The sequence below is a fragment of the Desulfatiferula olefinivorans genome (assembly GCF_054657895.1).
On the sequence record NZ_BAAHXV010000001.1, the window covers coordinates 122,729 to 144,529 of the forward strand.

At 48.7% G+C, this 21,801-nt stretch carries 11 protein-coding genes and 1 pseudogene; 6 read left to right on the forward strand and 6 right to left on the reverse strand.

The genetic code is table 11. From position 1 onward, the window contains the following. Positions 1-847: 847 nt before the first annotated feature. Positions 848-7,645 carry a tetratricopeptide repeat protein gene (locus ACYQ11_RS00495; RefSeq protein WP_459921769.1) on the forward strand — a complete coding sequence of 2,266 codons (6,798 nt, stop codon included), beginning with the start codon at positions 848-850 and terminating at the stop codon, positions 7,643-7,645. Positions 7,646-7,761: 116 nt separating this feature from the next. Here ACYQ11_RS00495 and ACYQ11_RS00500 read toward each other — a convergent pair whose 3' ends face one another. Then, on the reverse strand, positions 7,762-9,648 hold the full coding sequence (locus tag ACYQ11_RS00500; protein WP_459921770.1) for an NAD-binding protein: 1,887 nt from the start codon (positions 9,646-9,648) through the stop codon (positions 7,762-7,764). A 295-nt stretch (positions 9,649-9,943) separates the two neighbouring features. On the opposite strand from ACYQ11_RS00500, the pseudogene tnpA reads away from it, so the two are divergent. The 5 genes and pseudogenes from tnpA to ACYQ11_RS00525 all read left to right on the forward strand — a co-directional run. Beyond that, a pseudogene (gene tnpA / locus ACYQ11_RS00505) lies at positions 9,944-10,156 on the forward strand (IS66 family insertion sequence element accessory protein TnpA); the annotation flags it as partial. Positions 10,157-10,406: 250 nt separating this feature from the next. Beyond that, positions 10,407-10,643, forward strand: coding sequence for an SPOR domain-containing protein (locus tag ACYQ11_RS00510; protein ID WP_459921771.1), 237 nt, complete (start codon positions 10,407-10,409; stop codon positions 10,641-10,643). A 55-nt stretch (positions 10,644-10,698) separates the two neighbouring features. Then, the gene (locus ACYQ11_RS00515; protein ID WP_459921772.1) at positions 10,699-13,545 is read left to right on the forward strand and encodes a RyR domain-containing protein; all 2,847 of its coding nucleotides are present in this window, start codon (positions 10,699-10,701) and stop codon (positions 13,543-13,545) included. Between the two features lie 35 nt (positions 13,546-13,580). Next, the gene (locus ACYQ11_RS00520) at positions 13,581-14,003 is read left to right on the forward strand and encodes a GTP pyrophosphokinase (protein WP_459921773.1); all 423 of its coding nucleotides are present in this window, start codon (positions 13,581-13,583) and stop codon (positions 14,001-14,003) included. 244 nt (positions 14,004-14,247) lie between these two features. Further along, complete coding sequence (locus ACYQ11_RS00525; protein WP_459921774.1) at positions 14,248-14,733, forward strand: hypothetical protein; 486 nt, start codon at positions 14,248-14,250, stop codon at positions 14,731-14,733. Here the strand turns inward: ACYQ11_RS00525 and cydC are convergent. The 5 genes from cydC to ACYQ11_RS00550 all read right to left on the reverse strand — a co-directional run bounded on the left by cydC (position 14,675) and on the right by ACYQ11_RS00550 (position 21,682). Continuing rightward, positions 14,675-16,321: a thiol reductant ABC exporter subunit CydC gene (cydC, locus tag ACYQ11_RS00530; RefSeq protein WP_459921775.1), complete on the reverse strand. Its 1,647-nt coding sequence runs from the start codon at positions 16,319-16,321 to the stop codon at positions 14,675-14,677. The two genes, ACYQ11_RS00525 and cydC, sit on opposite strands and share 59 nt — an antisense overlap. After that, positions 16,318-17,955 carry a thiol reductant ABC exporter subunit CydD gene (gene cydD, locus ACYQ11_RS00535; protein WP_459921776.1) on the reverse strand — a complete coding sequence of 546 codons (1,638 nt, stop codon included), beginning with the start codon at positions 17,953-17,955 and terminating at the stop codon, positions 16,318-16,320. Before cydD ends, cydC begins: the two co-directional genes overlap by 4 nt. A 178-nt stretch (positions 17,956-18,133) precedes the next feature. Then, a complete protein-coding gene (locus tag ACYQ11_RS00540; RefSeq protein ID WP_459921777.1) occupies positions 18,134-19,276 on the reverse strand; it encodes a (Fe-S)-binding protein in 1,143 nt (380 codons plus the stop codon). Between the two features lies 1 nt (position 19,277). Further along, positions 19,278-20,663, reverse strand: a complete 1,386-nt coding sequence (locus tag ACYQ11_RS00545; RefSeq protein ID WP_459921778.1) for an FAD-binding oxidoreductase — start codon at positions 20,661-20,663, stop codon at positions 19,278-19,280. Continuing rightward, positions 20,660-21,682 carry a heterodisulfide reductase-related iron-sulfur binding cluster gene (locus ACYQ11_RS00550; protein WP_459921779.1) on the reverse strand — a complete coding sequence of 341 codons (1,023 nt, stop codon included), beginning with the start codon at positions 21,680-21,682 and terminating at the stop codon, positions 20,660-20,662. Before ACYQ11_RS00550 ends, ACYQ11_RS00545 begins: the two co-directional genes overlap by 4 nt. Positions 21,683-21,801 lie beyond the last annotated feature (119 nt).

Genomic DNA, 21,801 nt, shown 5'->3' on the forward strand with positions numbered 1-21,801 from the left:
AAAAAGGCTCTTGGATGATTCCAAGGGCCTTTTTTTATTCCTTCAAAATTTCACTCCCCTCACTATTCCCCACATTTTTTATTTTTAAGCGTCCAACCCCCATCTACTCAAGCCATAATGGACACCGCATGGCCTTAAGCCAATCAACCAACGGTTTTCGAATTCCGTCCATAACGGTGCCTGCCGTTATGGAGTGGTGGTGTTCGCATTCGGTACAAATATAAAGCCCCCGGTTGATTTTCCAGTAAGATGTATTGTCACATAAAACCATCTGGCCAACGCAACCGGAATAGGTAGGCTTGGCAAGCTTCTTCTGTCTTAAACCGTTCATCGAACTCGACTTGATTGTTGGGAAAGTCATCGGTAATCGTGAATTGTTCCATTGGCTACCCCCTTTGATTTATCTTGGAGGCAGTATACCGTAGCCCTTTGACAGATCAGGTCAATCCGTGCCAAATTTTTTTGAACTTGAGCGAAGTGCATAACCAGATTTTCTTTTTAATAATCGTATAACCGTTTTTAAATCTTTTCATTCCGACATCATTGATTTTGGGCCGGCTATGATTTCATAGGCCTGAGTCAAGCTTTCTTTTAAATAAGAAGACGTTTGCTTGCTACTTACCATATCACTACCCGTAATTATTGTTATGCGGTTCCATGGTATCTATTTTGCTTAGTCAATAAATAAAATGAAGATCATCAATGATTCCAGCTATATCATTTTTTGATTGACACAAAAGAGCTGTAAAAATATGGTGGTCATTAATTATTCTTCAGACTCATATCGATTAAATGTTAACGCATTATACCAATTCCATACCCTTGGGCCATTTGAGGACGTAACGCGATGATCAATCTAAATACTCAAGAAAAAAAGCGGGAAATCCGGGTCTTTGTATCATCAACCTTTCGTGACATGATGGTCGAACGGGATCATCTGGTAAAAGAAGTATTTCCCAAACTCCGCAAAGCCTGCCGGAAAAGAGGGGTTGAATTGACTGAAGTTGACTTGCGGTGGGGCGTGACCGAAGAGCAGGCCCAGCAGGGACAGGTAATCCATATCTGTTTGCGTGAGATTGACCGGTGTAGACCTTATTTTCTCGGACTTTTGGGCGAACGATACGGATGGATACCTGAAACAGCGGAATACCATACAAACAAAGGCCTCGCCGAGGAGTTTCCCTGGGTGAAGGATGATCTTTACGAACAGCGCAGCATCACGGAAATGGAGATCCAGTACGGTGTTCTTCGAAAGCCGGACATGGCCACCCGGGCTTTTTTTTATCTAAGACATCCCGAAGCCACTCCGGATGAATTCAAAGAATCACCCAACTCTGCTTCGGCTAAAAAACTCAACCACCTGAAAGCAGAGATCAGAAACTCCGGTTATCCAAACATGGAGTTCTATGATATTCACCATCTTGAAAACCTGATCTCCCTGGATTTTATGGCCTTTTTCGATGCAGAGTTTCCGGAAGGTGAAAAACCTACCCCTTTGGAACAGGTCCGCATGGACCATGCGGCCTTTGCCCGAAGCCGGTTATCCATATATATCGGCGGCGAGCCCCATATGGATGCGCTGGATGCCCATGTTGAAAGCTCGGATTCGCCCTTGGTGATCACCGGAGAGTCCGGCATGGGTAAATCCGCCTTGATCGCCAACTGGATCGCCCGATACCAGGCAAAACATCCTGAAGACTATATCCTGTACCACTTTATCGGCGGCGCGCCGGACAGTTCTGATCATTACGCCTTGATCCGGCGAATCTTGGAGGAGATGATCCATCAGTTCGGATTGAGCCTCGAGATCCCCACTGAACCGGAAAAACTCGTTGAAGCCCTCCCCCTCTTCTTAGCCTCAACCCCCAAAGGGCAACGCTGGATTTTGGTCCTCGATGCCCTGAACCAGATTGAAGACAAAGACCAGGCACGATTTTTAAGCTGGTTCCCTGCGTTTATCCCGGAAAACATAAGAGTCATTGTCTCATGCCTTGAAGGTGATACCCTGGACGTAATACGAAATCGTGGCTATGGAGAAAGGGTTATTTCCCCCTTAACCTCTGATGGCCGAAAAGATCTGATCCGGTCTTATTTAAAGCTTTATACCAAAGAACTGCCTGAAAATATGGTCAGCCGGATCGCGGAAGACCCGGAATCTGAGAACCCTCTGATTTTGAGAACCCTGATTGATGAACTTCGATTATTCGGGGTTCACGAGGAACTGGAAGAAAGGATCAACTATTATATCAAAACCCAGAGCCCCATTGAATTTTTCGAAGCGGTTCTCAAACGGTTTGAAAGCGACTATGAAAAGGATCACCCCGGCATGGTGGGAGAACTTTTCTCGCTCATCTGGGCCTCCCGCAGGGGTTTGTCCGAACAGGAAGTATTGGAGATCTCAGGTGTACCCGCTCTGTACTGGACCCCGTTATTCAATGCCATAGAAAACCACTTGGTAAATCGGACCGGTCTTCTTGACTTTTTCCATGATTATCTGCGCAAAGCTGTTGAAAAACGCTATCTGAAAGACGATGATTTAAAAAAACAGGCCCATTTAACCCTTGCCGGTTATTTTGAAAAGGCCCCCTTAATCGATCGCAGCCTTGACGAACTTCCCTGGTTACTGTGGCAAGCCCGAGAATGGGATCAACTTAAAGACTACATCGGAAATCTTGATGTATTTTTAGCATTGGATACGGATAAAAAGGAATATGAGCTTTTGCAATACTGGAACGCCCTGTCACCGTATTACAACATGGGTGAGATCTACACCAATGCGGTGGAATCAATAATTTCAGATCACTATTCTGACGAGAATAAAATCTATGTTATAAATCAAATTGTTAAATTTTTGTATGACGCTTCTAGTTACGCTGCAGCTGAACCTCTCTTACGAAGAGCTCTTGCCATCTGTGAAAACGTTCTGGGGCCAAATAATCCTAAAACAGCCAGCATCATTGACAATTTGGCAAACTTACTACTTAAAAAAGCCGTCTATGAAGAAGCTGTGGCTCTCACCCAAAGGGCTCTATCCATTCGTGAAAAAGTATTAGGGCCAAATCATCCAGATACGGCCACAAGTCTTAACACATTATCGCTATTGCTCTCAACCAAAGGCGATTATGAGGGGGCAGAGTCTATAAGTCGAAGGGCTCTTTCCATCCGTGAAAACGTTCTGGGACCAAATCATCCGGATACGGCATCAAGTATTAGCAACCTTGCGATACTGCTCTCTACTAAAGACGACTATGAGGGCTCAGAGTCTCTCTACCGAAAGGCGCTTGCCATCTGTGAAAAAATTCATGGGCCTGAACACCCTGACACTGCTGGCAAAATCCAAAATCTGGCGACGCTCCTTACTGAAAAAGGCGACTATATGGGCGCAGAATCTCTCTTTCGACGAGCGCTGACCATTTGGGAAAAAATTATGGGCTTCGAGCATCCGGATACAGCCACAAGTATCTATAACTTGGCAACATTATTCATACGCAAAGGAGACTATGATGGCGCAGAACCTCTCTACCGAAGGGCGCTTGCCATCTGTGAAAAAGTTCTGGGACCGGAGCATCCAGATACAGCCACAAATATCAACAACCTCGCAAATATTCTAAATGACAAAGGCAATTATGATGAAGCTGAGCCGCTCTACCGTCGAGCCATAGCAATTACTGAAAAGGTTCTGGGACCTAAACACCCAAATACGGCCACAAGTATAAACAACCTGGCGCAGTTGCTCCAAAACAAAGGTGATCATATTGGCGCTGAGTCTCTTTATCGTCACAGCCTTGCAATATGCGAAAAGGTCCTCGGTCCTGAGCACCAGAATACAGCAATATGTCTCAATAACCTTGCGGGGCTACTTGAAGATAAAGGTGACCATGAGGGTTCCCTTCATCTTTATCAACGTGTCATGCAAAGCTCCGACTCAAATAAAGCGGGAAAACTTAACAAATTAGCGTCTAAGCTCGAACGTAAAGGAGATTACAAAGGAGCAGAGCAGCTCTATCGACGTGTCTTAAAAATCCGTGAACAAACCCATGGCCGAGAACACTTAATTACAGCTGCAAGCCATAACAATATCGCAAATTTACTTCACTCAAAAAAAGACTATGAAGGGTCAGAAAGGCATTACAGACGATCCTTGAAGGTGAGTGAAATGTTTTTGGGCTCTGAACATCAGGAAACAGCTACAAGCCTGAACAACTTGGCGATGTTACTTAATGATAAAGGAGACTATGAAAATGCAGAACCATTGTTACGACGTGCACTTGCCATATGGGAAAAAACTTTGGGGCCTGAGCATGAACGTACAGCCGCTGGTATCAACAACTTAGCGATATTACTCAAAGATAAAGGAGACTATGAAAATGCAGAACCATTGTTGCGACGTGCACTTGCCATATGGAAAAAAACTCTGGGGCCTGAGCATGAACATACAGCCGCTGGTCTCAACAACTTAGCTACTCTGCTTGAACAAAAAGGCGATTATGATGGCGCTGAGTCAATTCAACGACGTGCTTTGGCCATTTTAGAAAAAATATATGATCCTGAGCACTTGGATACGGCTACAAGCCTCAACAATCTAATGCATCTACTTGAAAAGAAGGGAGACTATGGTAGCGCTGAGACACTCTGTCGCAGAGCCATGGCTATCCGGGAAAAAATTTTAGGCCCCGAACATTCAGAAACAGCATATAATATCGATACATTGGCTAACTTACTCATTAAAAAAGGAGACTATGTTGGTGCCGAGCCTCTATACCGAAGAGCTCTATCAATTTGGGAAAAAAATTTAGGCGCCGAACACCCAGATACGGCCGCAAGTATCAACAACCTGGCAAATATTTTAAATGACCAAGGTAAAGATGATGAAGCAGAGCCGCTATACCGTCGAGCCCTGGCAATTAGGGAAAAGGTTTTGGGGCCTGAACACCCTGATACGGCAACAAGTATCAACAACCTCGCTGTCCTCCTCGATACAAAAGGCGACTATGAGGGAGCGGAGCCCTTATATCAGAAGGCTTTGGAGCTGTTCGAACAAAACGTTGGACCGGATCATTCGGACTATTTAATTCATATCAGCAATCTTGCCGGGAACTATTCAGCCAAAGGCAATCATGCCCAAGCTGAGATTTATTATCAAAAAGAACTTGAACTAACCCAAAAGCAGAAGGGGCCAGACCATGTTGAGACCTCTTTTTCCATGAATCGATTAGGTATTTCCCTGTTTCATCAGCAAAAATATGACAAGGCTGAACCGTTATTCCGTAAAGCACTTGCTATTTACAAAAAAGAACTGGGTCTTGAACACACCGATACCCTTAATGGTATTCACAACCTGGCCAATACACTGTTACAAATGGGCAATCCTGACGAGGCGGTCTCTTTATACAACAGCCAGCTTAAACTCAGTAAAAAGGTATTGGGAGAAGACCATCCGGATATAGCTGACTGCTATATCAATCTTGGTAATGCCCTGGAACAGACCGGGGCTGTGGATCAAGCTATTAACTGCCACAAAAATGCCTTTAACCTCAGAAAAAAAAATTTGGGAAAAGATCATTACGACACCGCCCTTTCCCTATACCAGGTTGCCAATCTGCTCCTTAAAAAAGGGGATTTAACCGAAGCAGAGCGTCTTTACCGGCAGGTATTTTCAATCCTTAAACGTACACTTGGCGATTATCATCCGGCCCTTGCCTCCTGCTTGGAGCAGCTGGCCAAGGTTATGCTGGAGAATGGAAACAGCCATGATGCCGAGCAATTAAACAAGCAGGCCTTTGATATCCGTATCAACGCAATTGAACAAGGTTATCAGGAGGCACTCCAACCGGTTATTGATCAATTTATGGAATATTATAAGCAAGGCGACTTCAATGCAGCAGAGCCCATATGCCAAAAAATTCTATCATACGTTGAAAAACAAAACGGACCTGAGCACCCTGACACAGCCACCTGGTACAGCAATTTAGGCCACACCCTGAAAAACAAAGGAAATTTCTCAGGTGCTCTTTCGTTATTCAGAAAAGCATTCACTATTCGTGAAACTGCTTTAGGGCCAGAGCATCCGGATACGTTATCCAGTTTAGGCACATTAGGACAAACATTACGCGATGAAAACGAGATAGATGAATCGATTTCCATACTCCAGAGTGTGCTTGAAATGCAGCAAAAAACACTTGGTGTTGGCCATGTGGATACAGCCTATACCATGAATGACCTTGCCATTTCAATGGAACGGAAAGGCGCCCTCGATGAGGCAGAGAAACTCTACAAAAACGCACTATCTATCATGACAAATGTTTTAGGGGAAAATCATCCCAATACCCAGACGATAAGTGACAACGTTAATCGACTGTATCAAAACCAAGAGGAAACAATAGAGACTGAAGAAAGCCTTCAAAAGGCGATTGACAGCAATATAAAAAACCTTGGCCTTGACCATCCGGACACACTGGAAACCATGAACAGGCTTGCCAATTTATTGTTTACCAACAATCAGTGGGATCAGGCGGAAAAATTACAGCGCACAATTCTGGATGCCCGAAAAAGATCTGTCGGCCTGGATCATGAAGATACAGCCGTCACGATGAATCAATTGGCGATATCCCTTGAAAACATAGGCCAATTAGATGAGGCAGAGTCCCTTTACCGGTCATCCCTTGAGAGTCTTGAGAAGATAAAAGGCTCAGAACATCAGGACACAATAACGCTCATGGGTAACCTGGCCAGTATTTTACGGAAAAAAGGCGATTTTGAAAATGCGGAATCGCTTTTGAGAGATGTGCTGAATCACCGTCAAAAACAATATGGAGAAGACTCACAGGATATTATTAATGATCTTAAAAATCTGGGGCATACGTTATTAAACATAAATCGCATTGAAGAAGCTGAGCCTTTATACCAACAAGCATTGAGTATTACGGAGAAGGCGAAGGGTTATGATCATCCCGATACTGCGTTAGAGCTAATGAATGTCGCAGAAATTTTATTTGAAAAAGGGGATTACATCAATGCTGATCCCTTATTTCAAAGAGTCCTTGAAATAAGAGAAAAAAATTTCGGAAGTAATCACGCCGATACAATAGACAGCATGTTAAAATTGGCCCGAGTTTTTTTCCATTTAGGGAGCTATGACCGAGCCGAACCCGTTTGCCGACGTCATTTGATGATTATGCAGAAGATACATGGAATGGAACATGCTGAAACCGGAACCTCAACGAATAATCTAGCCACGGTGCTATTAAATAAAGGCGACTTTGCCCAAGCCGAAACTTATTTTCGACAAGCGATTAAAATAAGAGAGCACGTGTTGGGTCCTAACCACCTGGACCTGTTCAACAGCTTAAAAAGCCTTGCAGATCTGTTAGACCGTCAAAACAATCACAACAGTTTCGAAGTCATCAAATTATATGGAAAAGCTCTATCCATTTCAATCGATCAAAATGGGGCAGATCATCCCGAGACAGCAAATATCTTAAATTCCCAAGGCATTTCTTTTTATAAAAACAATGATTTTATGTCAGCAACTACCAACTTTAAAAAAGCCGTTGCCATTTTCGAAGCACTATATGGTGCGGAGCATCAAGAAACAGCTGCTGTCAGAGGCAATCTTGACGCAGCATTGAGTCAAATGAACACCTAAATAGCATAAGCCTTGATGTTTTCGTCTATTCATTCAACGTTACGTTTGAAAAATATCAACACAGTTGCAATCTTATTAAGATAACAACCTGAAACAACATAGAAATATTTGATATATCACAAGCCGCAGCGATACACTTTTTTGTCTAAATGGCATATGATTTTAAATATATTTCTTACAGACTCCCGATCGTATTCTTTTATATCATTACTTAATAATTCCCATTCAACGAGGTATGGGGACATTTTGTGGTTGTTTTTTATGCTTTGCTGTATGGTTGAAGACAAGTCTTCCCAGGGAGTTTCCCCATCATATTTCTTCCAGCCCCCTAAAAAACGTTCAGCAGTCCATCGGAAGTGCTCCATCTTAGCCATCAATTCAATTTCTTCAGCTGAAAAATTATTAACCTCCTCGTCGTCAGATGTATTAGGTTTAACGGCTGCGTAACATCCAATCGCACGCAGTTTTACATCAATAAAGTCTGCCTGAGCACGGTTAGAGATTTTTTCCCACGCGCAGATCTCTTTCCACGACCGTGTCACTTCATTACGATTTGTTTTAGCTTCGTAATCATAAAAAATAGTTTTTGCCAACTGATCAAGATCTTCATGCATAACAGCTTCCTGAACGTTTAAATTTTCGATCATTCCAAATGGAATAATTTTTTTGTCCTGAATAGCCGAGCTATTATTCTTTGACACCGTCGATTCCTGAGTCAACAGACTTGCCAGACCTTTGTTTTGCGAAATTCGGACATAGATTGGGCAACGGCCATTGATGATTTCAAACAGCTTATAGGAGCACATAATCCCAAAGTGTTCATTTGCGAAACACACAGCGATTGTGGGTATAGCTAACGGGTCATTGCTCCATTCGATGAGGTTCGCCATTACATCCAATGTTTCAATGTTTGAATGAATGAAATCTATGTCACAAATCTCATGCACATTTAATGTGTTTAAATGTAATTTCTTTTTGTTTATCAGATCGATATTTCTATCAATGATCGTTATACGGGGTTTGACTCTCGCTTTATTGGCATAGTGGCAAATCCTTAAAGTCTGCATCAACAAGGCCTCACCCATCCGGCCTAATCCGATCAGGATCAAATGGACATAACGATTGTCAGTATCGTCGAGTCTTTCGTAATCAAGTGGATAATTATTGATAAATTTCCTGGCTATATACTCGAATTTATTGAATATAGAAAAATCAATCGCATTGATTGACTCATCAATTATGGAATGATTCATGAGCAGGTTTACAAATTTTGTATCATAAAAATGTGCAAACACTTTGAGTGGGTCTTGGTTCTTATTGCGGCTTTCATCTTTAAAAATTGTTGATAGTTGAAACACAATTTCAAAGTTTATTTCATCCTCCCTGCAAGCTGCAATCAGATATCTGGCCCTTAAAATACCGCTGTTTTTTAGTAGAAATGGATCGGTCGCATCCCCAATGATCACAATGGCACCGGCTTCTTCAGCACTTTTTATTAATGGATTCGTTTCATCACGTTCGATAACGACAACCGACCTGAAATCATGCCCCTTTTTGTCTCGAAATGCCTTAATAATCTGTAAATTGATCTCCCCCAAACCGGCCAGAACAACATGGTCACGCCAAAGTCTTGGTTGATACATACGAATACGATCGTGAAACAGATGCAAAATGGTAAGAAAAATCGTGTATGCCGCGACACCCGCCGCCATGAACCTTGCGATTTCCAGTTTCAGTCCAGTTAAGCCCATACCGCTTTCCATGACGAATAATAACAAAGAACAATAAACCGACTCGGTTATTGGAAGTTGCTGATCACGATAGAACCCCCAACACCCAATAATGAAACTTGCGATCGCCATAAGTGACAGCAATGGCCATTTCACGACCAATCCTTTTCTAAAAAAAAAGCTTAGAACTGACAAGGCAGCGTTTAGTATCACTCTGAAAATATTTGAGAACCATTCTTTAAAAGTACGCGATTTTTGTTTGCTTTTTACCACTTGGCACCGTCTTTATTTTATTTGGATGTGTTTAATATCCATGGTATATGCTTTGTCATCGGGTTGATTTATGATTTCATGGGATTGAGTTTTGTATATATTGATAGAAAAATCAATATCCATTTCCTCTAATCTTGATATACACTCTTTTGGATATTGATCGTAAGCGCTCAATAAACCCCATCTTCACAAGCCTGGCCTGATATTCGAAGAGTGAGCAACCAATAATTTTAAGGAGGCTCACGATGAAGACGTCTCGTAAGGCGAGTGTTAGGAAGTATGCGTTTGGGAGAAACACATTGAACCGTGGCAAGGCAGTTCACTGACCCTGGCGGAGTCTTGCCGTCAGTACAACCGTAAGACCCGAACGTTCAACTGTTGGAAGCGGCGCTTGAAGTCGGCGACCAATGAGATCCGATTCGTTCGATGGTCCGGATTGATCTGGGACAGGACGGCCTGTATTTTGAAATGTCCGGCTTGGTTGAAGCAGACAATCAAAACACCATGACTGAAATAGAGAGCATTAGCGACAACTTCAACTTTTTAGAGGACTTGAATAAAAAAAGGCATGACATTAGAAATGTCAACTCACCTAAGACCATGAAACATAAAAACAATCAGGTGATTGAGCAAAAAAACTCGAATGGCCTTCATCAAATAAGGCCCGGGGTCCGCGGTCCCCTTCCAAATCGGTTGAAAAGGGCCTCCCACTCTGGGCCATCGTACCACCTGTCACAACCCAGGTCGATCCACTTAACATGGATCCGGTCTTGTTCAAGTACGCTATACAGGTTGCCTCCTTCAAAGAAGCCAAGGAGGCTGACTCCATGGTTTGCTGGTTTGAAGAAAAGGGATATGCCGCCTACCGCGTCACATGGATGGCACCCGATCATGAGATTTGGTTCAGGGTCAGGGTGGGCGCTTTCAAGGACTGCATTTCAAGCAGTCCAACTTTGGATCGTTTGAAACAGGACCAGAAAGATGCTTTTTTGTAAAACGATAACGGAGTTGATCATTTAAAAAATGTTCCAGAATTTTTTGGAGATAATTATGACACACGCATTTGAAGAAACGAAAAAGAAAATCAAGAAACAGGTCGAAGCTTATTCGAAAGTGCAGAAAACCTATGAAGAATTTGCTCTTTTTATAAATGAGGTGTTTGTAAAATCAATGCATTGTTTAGGTATAAACGCCCTGATCAGCACACGTGCCAAAGGCAAACCGAATTTTGCTGAAAAAATAATTCGTAAACAAAATACCTGTCAAGACCCTGTAAATCAATTCACTGATCTTTGTGGGGCAAGGGTGATTGTTGACTTCTCGAATGATATTGAACCTGTTTGTGAATTTGTTCGTAAGTATTTCGATATTGACGAAGCCAACAGTGAGGATGTAGCAAGCCGACTGGGTGTCAGTCAGTTTGGTTATCGTTCGGTACATTTTATTGTCTCTTTAAATAAGGACAAAGTCGAAACTCTTTTTGAGGATATGAATCTGGGCCCCCAAGGCGCTAATATTAAAAACCCAATAGCAACACTTTACCAGCATCGAACCGCTGAGGAGTGTGACCGAGACAAATTATCTCCAGGCCCCAAATACAAGGCGGAAATTCAAGTAAGAACACTGTTGCAGCATGCATGGGCTGTCTTTGCCCATGATCGGGTGTATAAAAGTGATTTTGATGTTCCTGCCAAGTGGGTACGTGATACCAATCGAATTGCGGCAACACTTGAAAATTCTGACAATGAGTTTGTTCGCACCATTCATGGAATTGAAAATTACCGGACTTATTTTGGTGCCTATATGACACGTGAAAAGCGTGTAGAAGAATTAGACAAACTGAATATGGTGCTATCGTTTGACCCTGAAAACCGGACATTGGCCCATCAAATAGCACGTTTGGCCATCTCTATACAAAAATGGGACATTGCTGAAGAAGTACTCAAAAAATTTGTTATCGCCTGGGAAACGTCTGAAAAATGCAAAGAGCTAAAATCATATCAAAAGGCCAGGGCCACCGATAAAATCGACACAAAAAATGATACCCTTTCAACCCGTCAGGGATTTCCAAGAGATATAAAGCTTTCCGAATTACTGATGGATTTTGGATTCGCCCAATATCAACGTAAACAAAAAAAAGGTAAGAAATACATCGAATGGTCAATCATTCTTGATGCTCAAAATGTGGATGCCCGAGTCGCCTTAGCCGACATTCATATTCAAGAAAAAGAACAGTCAAAAGCACTTTCATACTTTGAAAGCGCATTTAGAGTGGCTCCGTCGGAGCCAAGAGTTCTTGGTAAATTTGTTGTCCATAAAATTATCAGTGAAAAAAATTTCGATTTTATCCCTCTGATCCGCCCCAGTCTCGAAAAAGGAATTTCTGTCTGCCGGGACCTTGCAAACGTAGGGGTCTACCTTCCAGAAGCTTTTTATGACATTGGAATGTTTTCCTTACTTCTTGGCAGATCATATGAAAGTTTGAACGCATTCGCCACCGCAATTCAAAAAAGTGACACGGTATCTAAAATTGATGAGACCTTATCCATAATTCAAGACCTGCAAAACTCACTGAGCAGGGGAGATCTTGATGAAGCCGGAATCAACATTGAATGGATAAAACGATTTCTGTTGGTCACTAAGGTTGCAAAACATATCAAAATGGCAAACGGCATGATCGCTAAGAAAAAAGCTCTCGAAGCCTCTATTTCTGCTTTTCCGGAAGATCAGAAATCACCAGAAAACCTCGAATTCCAAAACATTCAAGTCGCACTTAAAAAAATATCCGTCGATTTGGATAAAGCACTAAAATTCGTCAATAAAGAAAAATTAAAAGAACTCTCTATAATAGCTACCCAAAACATATCCTCAGTCAAAGTATCCGATCCGGTCATAATCATTGCCGGTGGTTGCGATCATGAATTCGACAATCAAATAGAAGATTTTAAACTTTTGGTGGAAAAGGCCTTTGACGGTTATCAGGGTATTATATATGCCGGTGGCACAACTTCAGGTGTAAGCGGATTTATCGGAGATCTTGGCGGTGAAAACAATGTATTGATTCAAAAAAAATCCTACATTCCCAAATTAGTACCTTCTGATGCAAGAATTCACGATTCCTTTGAAACGATTGAAACCGACGGAGCTGGTTTTTCCGCCCTTGAACCCATTCAGACCTGGATTGATCTTCTCTTCCATGGGATTAATCCATCAGATGTTAAATTGATTGGTATTAATGGCGGACAGATTTCCCAGTTTGAATATCGCCTGGCGCTGGCTATGGGCGCAAAAGTAGGCATAATAAAGGAAAGTGGCCGGGCAGCAACAGAAATTTTTAATAATGCAGATTGGATTGACGTTCCCAATCTATTCGAATTACCCAATGATCCTCAATCCGTCAGAATTTTTGTACAACCCATGAAACGATCAAACGATCTTATTTCTGAAGACCGAGATGAAATGGCCAAAGAAGCCCATAATCAATATAGAGAGAATCAAAAGAAAAGATACCTTGTTAATGATCCGGCTATGGCAGATTGGGAAAATCTCACGGACTCTCTAAAAATTTCAAATTTTCATCAGATAGATCACATTATTACGAAACTCGATGCAATTGGCTGCACTATTAAGAAAGTACAAACTGGCACAATCAAATTAAAAAAATTCACCAAAGCTGAGATCGAATATTTAGCCGAAATTGAGCATGGACGGTGGAACGTCGAACGAATTCTTGAAGGCTGGAAATTAGGCGAACGGGATGTTAGCAAAAAGCGCACTCCCTATTTGGTGCCATGGATAGATCTGCCGGAACAGGTTCGCGAGTGGGACCGCCAGGCGGTTGTTGAAATTCCGCGTCTCCTTAAAGAACGCGGGTATGAAATTATTCACAGACAATAGCTTTCAAACTTATACCCAAAAGGTAAATTCAAAATATGGATATGTTAGCCAAAGCGATTCAAATCGCTGCTGAGGCCCACTACGATCAAAAAGATAAAGCGGGAGCCCCTTATATTTTACATCCCCTGCGGGTCATGATGGGAATGGACACCGAAACAGAAAAAATCGTCGCGATTTTGCATGATGTGATCGAAGATACCGATAGAACTGAGGCCACCTTACGTGAAGCAGGCTTTCCCGATGAGATTATCACAGCAGTTCTATGCCTGACTCGCTTTGATGATGAGGCTGACTATGATGAATATATAAGGAAAATAAAGGACAATCCCATTGCCCGTAAAGTCAAATTGGCTGATTTAAAAGACAACATGGATATCACGAGACTCTCAATTCTATCAGACAAAACCATTCAACGGCTTGAAAAATACCACAGGTCCTGGCGTCAGCTCACACAATAAAAAACTAATTTGAGCTTATTGAAAAGCAACTCAATGTCCTCCTAATTAAGATGGGCCTGTTTTTATGATGCATACGTCGCAATAAAATCCATGACATACTTTGTTTCGTTCTCCATACCAAGCTCTTTAAAAATCCTGAGGGTTTCTTCAGCAAGCGGAATCGCGGCATTTATATCACTCATCTTTTCAGCCAGAATTTCCGCCTGGTTGATTAAAGAGAGTGCTCTAAGCAGTCGGGCTTATTATGAAAAACCCCTTTACCATCAAGGGCCTCCCCCATGACGTGCCCTTCTGGAACCGTGAAAAAGAACAGCGGGAGCTTCTGGATTATGCCCAGAAGCTTGCGTACCCCTTTGACAGACCTCCCACAAAAATCAGCGTTAAAGACGTCGAAGGCGGTTTTCGGTCCATGATTCAAAGCGAGGCCACCGTGTTCGAAGCCATTCTTCCCGGCCTTGCTCCCCAACAGATCGCCCTGGTGATGGCCGTCGCCAAAGAGCCTTTGACGTCCATTCCGTCCGCAAACGCCATGAACAGACACACGCTCAGATCCGTGGGCGGGGTCCAGGCGGCGTTGAAAAAACGCATGCAGAAGGATTTCATCGAAAAAAGAGACAAAAAATCCGGGCGGTGGTCGACTCTGTTTCAGGCAAAGGGTTTTCCGAAGGCCGTCAGGGTTGAAGGGAAACCACCCGGTCCATGTAGGCGAGGCCTGCGTCGCGGTGGGTGATGAGGATGACTGTTTTTCCGGCCATGACGGTTTCAAGGGTTTGCCAGAGGGCGGTTTCGGTTTCCGGGTCGAGGCCTTCGGTGGGTTCGTCGAGGATCAGTATCGGGGCTTTCTTGAGCAAGGCCCGGGCAATGGCCAGCCGTCGGGCCTGACCGCCGGAAAGTTTGATCCCTGCCTGGCCCACCTGGGTGTCCAGGGCCTGGGGCAGAAAGCGGACGAAATCATCCAGCTTGGCGGTTTTAAGGGCTGCATACAGAGCCTCGTCCTGCGCCTCCGGATCGGCAAGCGAAAGATTCTCCCGGATGCTCGCGTTAAACAGATAGGTGTCCTGGGCAATCACACCGATAAAGGACCGCAGTCTTTCAGAGGCGTAACCGGTAATCGGTTGTCCGCCCAGAAGAATATCGCCCTGCCCGCACTCATAAAATCGCAGCAGCAGGCCGATGAGGCTGGTTTTTCCCGAGCCGGTGGGACCGATCAGACCCAGTTTTTCCCCGGATTTGACCGCAAGGTTGAAATCGGCATGAACCGGCCGTTGCCTTCCCGGATAGGTAAAGTGAACATGGTTGAATTCAATGCCCCACTCTGTCGGGTCAGGAAGGTGTTGTTCGGGGTCTCTGATCGCAGGGCGCTGATCGATGATGGAAAAAAGGCGTTCGGCCGATGCGCGGATGTTGCCCCAGGCCTTGAAGGCCGACGGAAGCGGCTGTATCCCCTCGAAACTCAAAAGGGCCAGCACGGTCAGCATGGGGAGCTCCTCGGCCGAAAGCGTCCCGTGCTCCACCAGGGGAATCGCGATCATCAGCACGCCCCAGAGCGCAAGGCCGGTCAAAAGGACCAGGCCGCCTTCGGAAAACGCTTCCAGACGGGACAGACGCGACAAAAGGGCGGTCTGATGCCTGTTTTCCCGGTCAAGGTCGGAACAGAGATCTCTGCTCCGGCCGAAGACGATCAACTCTTCGAGGCCGCGGATCAAATCGACGGTCAGAATGCGCATGGCGGCAAGGGAGGCGACCTTTTTTTTGCCTGAGGACAGGCCAAGGCGAAGGATTGAAAGGGGAAGGGCCATGCCGGCCGCGGCCCACACGAGGGCCAGGTACAGCGCCATAAAAGGACTGTAAGTGCATACAAAGACAAACAGCACCGTCAGGACCGTCAGGGCCGACAGTATCGGGAGGATCATGCGCAGGTAAAATTCATCCAGGCTGTCGATGTCGGATTTGATCCGGGAAAAGACATCGCCGCTGTGCAGGTCGCTGAGCCCCGCCGGGGCAAGCGGTTCCAGGCGGGTGAAAAAAAAGACCCGAAGGGAGGTCAGCAGCCGGAAGGTGGCTTCATGGGAAAAAAGCCGTTCGGCGTATCGTCCCACGGTCCGGACCACGGCCAGGGCCCGGATGCCCGCTGCGGGCAGGTGATAGTTGAAAAAGACCCCGCTGATCCCGGCCTGGGCCATGCAGGCCAGAAACCAGGCCGCCAGACTCAGAAGTGCGGCGTTGGCCAGAAGCGTTGCCGCCGAGCAGGCGAGCCCTAAAAGCAGCCATCGAAACTGGGGCATCATTTGTTTGAGGAGTCTGAAAAAAATCGTCACGGCAACACAATTACCCTGTCCGCCCGGGGCAGAATGTCCCGGTCATGGGTGACCATGATCACGGCCCGGCTTCGGGCCAGTTCCATCACCGATTCATGGATCAACTCCCTGTTGTTACGGTCCAGCCCCGCTCCGGGTTCATCCAGAAGCACCAGGGGGCAGTCCCGGACAAAGGCCCTGGCCAGGGCCAGGCGCCGGCGTTGGCCGCCGGAAAGGTCCTGGCCGTCTTCGCCCAGAATGGTATCATAGCCCCGGGGCAGAGCGTGGATGTCCTTGTTCAGTCGCGCCCTGGTCGCGGCCCGCTCGACCTCGTCGTCGGTGGCCCGGGCATTGCCCAGCCGGATATTCTCCCGAACGCTCCGGCCAAGAAGATGGGGCCGTTGGGGAAGATAGGCGGTCCGGGTCAGCCAGGCGTCATGATTCAGCGCCGTCAGGTCGATGCCGTTGACCGTGATGCGGCCGGAATCCGGCCGGATCAGGCCCAGAATCAGCCGCAGCGCCGTGGTTTTGCCGCGGCCGCTTTCTCCCGTCAGGCAGGTCAGCCCTCTGGACGGCGCCTCAAAGCTGAGGTTATTCAATCCCTCGCGGCCGGTTTCATAGTCACAGGAAACCCGGTCGAACCGCACGGCAACCGTTTCCCATAAGGGTTCGATCCGGCCCGATTCGTGTTTGATTTCGCTAAGGCTCATCAGTGCCTGCATGTGCTCGGCCGCCGCAACCGCAGACATCCGGGAATGGAAATGGGTCCCCAGGCTTCGCAGGGGCAGGTAAAATTCCGGGGCCAGGACCAGAATGAAAAAGCCTGAGCCGAAATCAAGCTCTCCCCGGAGGAGACTGAACCCCACGAGCACCGCGACCAGCGCCACACTGACCGTCGCCATGAATTCAAGGGCCAGGGCGCTCAGAAAGGCCACCCGCAACACGGACAGGGTGTTTCTGCCGTATTCATCGGAAATGGTTCTGACCATGTCGATCTCTCGTTTTTCGGCATTGAACATTTTGAGGGTGACAAGGCCCTGGACGGCGTCGAGAAACCGGCGGCTGAGGCGGTTGATCGTCTGCCACTGCGTTCTGTTCAGCGATTCAGCCCGGCTGCCGATCATGATCATGAAACAGGGAATAAGGGGTGCCGTCACCATCAGAATGAGGGCAAACACCCAGTCGATGGGAACGATAAAGGCCAGAATGGCCGGGGGAATCAATACGGCCAGGGCCAGCTGGGGCAGGTAGCCGGAGAAATAGTTGTCAAGGGACTCCACGCCGTCAACGGTGAGGGTGACCAGATCGCCGGCGGAACGGGCGGCCGGGTTGACGGGGCCGATTCGTTCAATCGTATCAAACAACAGGCGCCGGATGCTTTCCTTGACCCTGATCGCGGCCAGGCCTGAAGCCTGTCTGGCCAGCCCCATCAGGACCGACCGGACGCAGACAAGGCATAGAATCAGCCACAGCCCCGGCATCACCGCCGAAAGGCCATGCCCTTCAACCACGACCTCATGGAGGGTCCGCGACAGCACGGATGCCTGAACAATGAGCACCGTGCCTGCGCAAAACCCCAGCCCGACGGACAGGCCCAGGCAGGGTCCGGCGGTTTTCATGAAGCGGTTCAGCCAGGTGATCGACGGGGATTTCAATAGGCTGTCTTTCCCGGTTGGTGGAGCGGTTTTTGACGGTTACGCGAAACGAAAAAAAAATGAAACGGTAAGGCGGTCGTCCCATGGCGGCCTTATATCAACCTTTCACCTGGGCTTCAAGGGTTTCGCGCCCGCGAAACGCGATGAGGAGGGGAAACGGATGATCACGATTATCCCGTCACAGGCATTGATCGACCAGTTCGGATACCTCCATCACCCGGATGGTATGGTCCAGATTTTCCGATTTCACGGCGTCTTCGAGCATGACGGCGCAGAGGGGGCAGGCCACGGCAAGGATGTCGGCGCCGGTGGACGCGGCCTCACGGACCCGGACCCGGGCGGAGGTTTCGGCGCCGCCGGTCAGAAGGTCGGTGAAAAAATTTCCCCCGCCGCCCCCGCAGCACAGGGCGTTTTTACCGCTCCGGTCCATGTCGGTCAGGGTGAGGCCGGGCAACGATTTCAGAATCGTGCGGGCGGAGACATAGTCCCCGTTGTGCCGGCCCAGGTAGCAGGGGTCGTGGAAGGTCACCCGCAGGGGGGACGAAGGCGGCGTGACGGTCAGTTTTGCCATGGCAAAGGCCAGCACCTGGGTGTAGTGAAAGACCGCGAAGGTGCCGCCCAGGGCCGGATAATCGTTTTTCAGGGCGTGAAAGCTGTGGGGCGACAGGGTGATGATTTTTCTGACGCCGTGCGTGTTCAGAACGCCGATGTTGTGCCTGGCCAGATTCTCGAACAGCAGCGTTTCTCCGGTGGCCCGGACATCGTTGCCGTCCGAAAGGCATTCGCCGTCAATGACGCCGAAGGAAATGCCGGCGCGTTCGAGGATCCGTCCCACGGAGCGGGCCATCTCCCGGCCCCGGGGATCGTAGGTGCCCGCATCGTCGATAAACAAAAGGTAGTCCTGATGGTCATAGGCCGGGAGACCGAGGCGCTCGGCTTTTTTGACGGACCTGCCGTAGGGGTTGCCGTGGCGCTGCACCGTGGTCAGGTAGTTTCGCACGGCGGAAGGGGCAACTCCGGCGTCCAGCAGGGCCTCCCTGCCGGCGGTGAAGGCCGAAAGCAGGCGGTCTCTGAATTCGGGAAAGGCGCAATGGGCCACACAGTTTCCGCAGGCGGCGCAGGAGAACATGATGTCCGCGAACCGGTTTCCCGCCTCGATTTTTCCGTCCAGCCAGGCCCTTAAAAGCCACATCCGGCCCCCCGGGGAATAGGTTTCAAAGCGGAAGGCCAGGTAGGACGGGCAGTTGATATCCACATAATTGCCGGGTAATTTGCAGTAACCGCAGCGAAAACATCGATGCAGAATGTCCTCGTGGTCCATCTTAGGCCTCCCAGTTTCCGGGGTTCATGATGCCGTTGGGGTCAAGGGTTTTCCGGATGCGGTTCATCAGGGCAAAGGTTTCCGGATCCATGTGGTCGATGATGCGTTTCTGGGCCGGTTCCTCGGCTTTCCAGGGAATGCCGCCCAGGGACAGGGCCGCCTCGTTGGTGGCTTCGAGGGCGTCGGACGCCCGTTTGACGTCGTTTGCATCCGCCCGGTTGAAGGCATAGGCAAAGAAGAACATCATGGCGTGACCCGCCCCGATGATGCGGGCCCCCAGGGAATAGGCCACATTGAATCGTTCGGCGATGGCCAGGCCCGCCCGGTAGGCGTCGGGAAAATGCTCGATGGCCATGATGGCGCCCACGTACTCAAAGCCTCCGCCTTTGCGCAGGTCGGCGAACCGGGCCAGGTCCGGTGAGGGGATTCTCAGAAACCGCCCTTTCTCGGCGGGCGGCAGGGGTAGAAAACCGGCCTCCTTCCGGTCGATGTAGGGCCGAACCGAGTGTTGAATCAGGTTGCGCTTGAAGAGCAGTTCCTTTTTGGAATGGGCGCCGAAGGCGATGTTGATATGCAAAAATCCGTTGGCCCAGGCCGGTTTGGGGGTCATCCAGGGGGTCATGTCCTCGGCCGCCTGGACCGCGGTGAGTCTGGAAATGATGTCGGGCATGGCATCGGCGCTTTCGGCCACGAAAATCAGCACGTCGTTGAACCGGTAGTTGGGAAAAAGCTTGATGCCCAGCCGGGTGACAATGCCCGTGGTGCCGGACCATCCCAGGAACAGTCCCGACAGGTCGGGCAGGGGCGAGCGTGAAAACCAGTCCGGCGAAACCGAGCATGAGCCGGTCCGGATGACCTCGCCGGACCCCAGCACCACTTCCATGCCGGTGAGCATGTCCGAATGGGACCCGCCCAGCACCGACAGATGGCCCGATCCGTGAATACAGACATTGCCCGCCACGGTGGCGATGGGCGGCGCATCGGGCATGGAGTGTTTGAGATCCGGGTGATGTTTTTCCAGGTAGGCCTTCAGCATGCCCTGGGAGGTGCCGCCTTCGACCACGGCATAGCGGCTGACGGGGTTGACGGTGACGATGCGGTTCATCCGTTTCATGTCGACGATGATGCCGCCCCGGAGGGCCCGGGTCAGGCCGGACAGCACCAGGCCGGCGCCCATGGGAACCACCGGAATGCGGTGCTCGTTGGCCAGACGGACGATGTCCCGCACCTCCTCCGTGGACCCGGGCAGCACCACGGCATCGGGCGGGGCCGGGGGCATGGTGCCCTGGTCCATGGAATACAGATAACGCTCTTCGGCGGCGTCGCTCACATAGCGGGGCCCGACGACGGCTTCAAGCCGGGCGATCAGTTCACGAATCATCATCATTCCCCCAGGGCCGTGAGGACCAGATCGCTGACCAGAATCGGCATCAGTCCCCGTTCCGCCGTCTCCTGGCCCAGGGTGGCCATGCAGAACGGGCAGTTGAACACGCAGTAGGTCGCCCCGCAGGCGACCATGTCGTCGATATTTTTTTTGACCAGGTCATCGGCCAGTTCGTCCCGCTGATGGGCCCGGGGCACCCCGCCGCAGCACAGGGCGTTTCCCCGGTCGTAGGTCCGGGGGACCCGTCGGGCGCCGATTTTTTCGAACACCTGATCGAGGACGGCGTCGGTTTCCGGGATCAGCCGGTTGGAGCAGGGCCGCTGGTAGGCGATGGTCACATCGAGGGGCCGAATGCGGTCCCGGAGGGCATCCAGACGGCCGTTGATGTAGTCAAACAGGTGGATGGGGGTGAACGGCACCTCGATTCCGTAGGCCCGGCACAGGCTGGTGAAGGTGCCGTAGCATTCGTCGTGAAAGCAGATCAGACGGTCGATGCCGGAATCCTTCAGGTAACAGGTCATGATGTTCTCGATCATGGCGGGCACCCGTTCCCGGATGGTGGAATTTTTCGCGAAATGAAGCCACATGATGTTGCAGAAGATATCCGTGCCCACAATGGTCGAGGCCCCGTCAAACAGGGAACCCCGCACACATCCGGTCAACATGGGAAAGGCGCACATGTCGATGACCGGTTCCCGGACCGTCTGCCGTGTGATTCGGCCCTTGGGCGCCATCATCCGGAGCTGCTCCTCGACAATGGGTCGCGGGGCGGGCAGGATGTTGTGTTCTTCCTGGCGTTCCACCAGGACATAGAAGGGGTTGTTGCCGTTGGGGCAGTATTCCTGGCAGGCATAGCAGGTCAGGCACTGGTCCAGGACCCGGCTTGCCCGGCCTTCGTTGATGTTGCGTTTTTCTGCCCGGGCGTCGTCAATATCGGTGAACGAAAGATATTGGCATTCCATCAGGCAGTCGACGGTGGGGCAGGTCGCACAGATTTCGGGATCGAACGAAATGGATTTCACGTGTTGTCTCCGAACGGGTGAGGGTGTCGTTTCGCCATGACGCGAGGCAACGAATTGTTACATATGTTTTTGCTTACACCAGGCTCCCCGCAGAGTCAAGCCCGTCACCCATGACGGCT

Excerpts from the sequence above, each read along its gene's own strand:
- ACYQ11_RS00495 (WP_459921769.1), top strand. The coding sequence starts at position 848 with ATGATCAATCTAAATACTCAAGAAAAAAAGCGGGAAATCCGGGTCTTT.
- ACYQ11_RS00510 (WP_459921771.1), top strand. The coding sequence starts at position 10,407 with ATGGATCCGGTCTTGTTCAAGTACGCTATACAGGTTGCCTCCTTCAAA.
- ACYQ11_RS00515 (WP_459921772.1), top strand. The coding sequence starts at position 10,699 with ATGACACACGCATTTGAAGAAACGAAAAAGAAAATCAAGAAACAGGTC.
- ACYQ11_RS00520 (WP_459921773.1), top strand. The coding sequence starts at position 13,581 with ATGGATATGTTAGCCAAAGCGATTCAAATCGCTGCTGAGGCCCACTAC.
- ACYQ11_RS00525 (WP_459921774.1), top strand. The coding sequence starts at position 14,248 with ATGAAAAACCCCTTTACCATCAAGGGCCTCCCCCATGACGTGCCCTTC.
- ACYQ11_RS00540 (WP_459921777.1), bottom strand. The coding sequence starts at position 19,276 with ATGGACCACGAGGACATTCTGCATCGATGTTTTCGCTGCGGTTACTGC.
- ACYQ11_RS00545 (WP_459921778.1), bottom strand. The coding sequence starts at position 20,663 with ATGATGATGATTCGTGAACTGATCGCCCGGCTTGAAGCCGTCGTCGGG.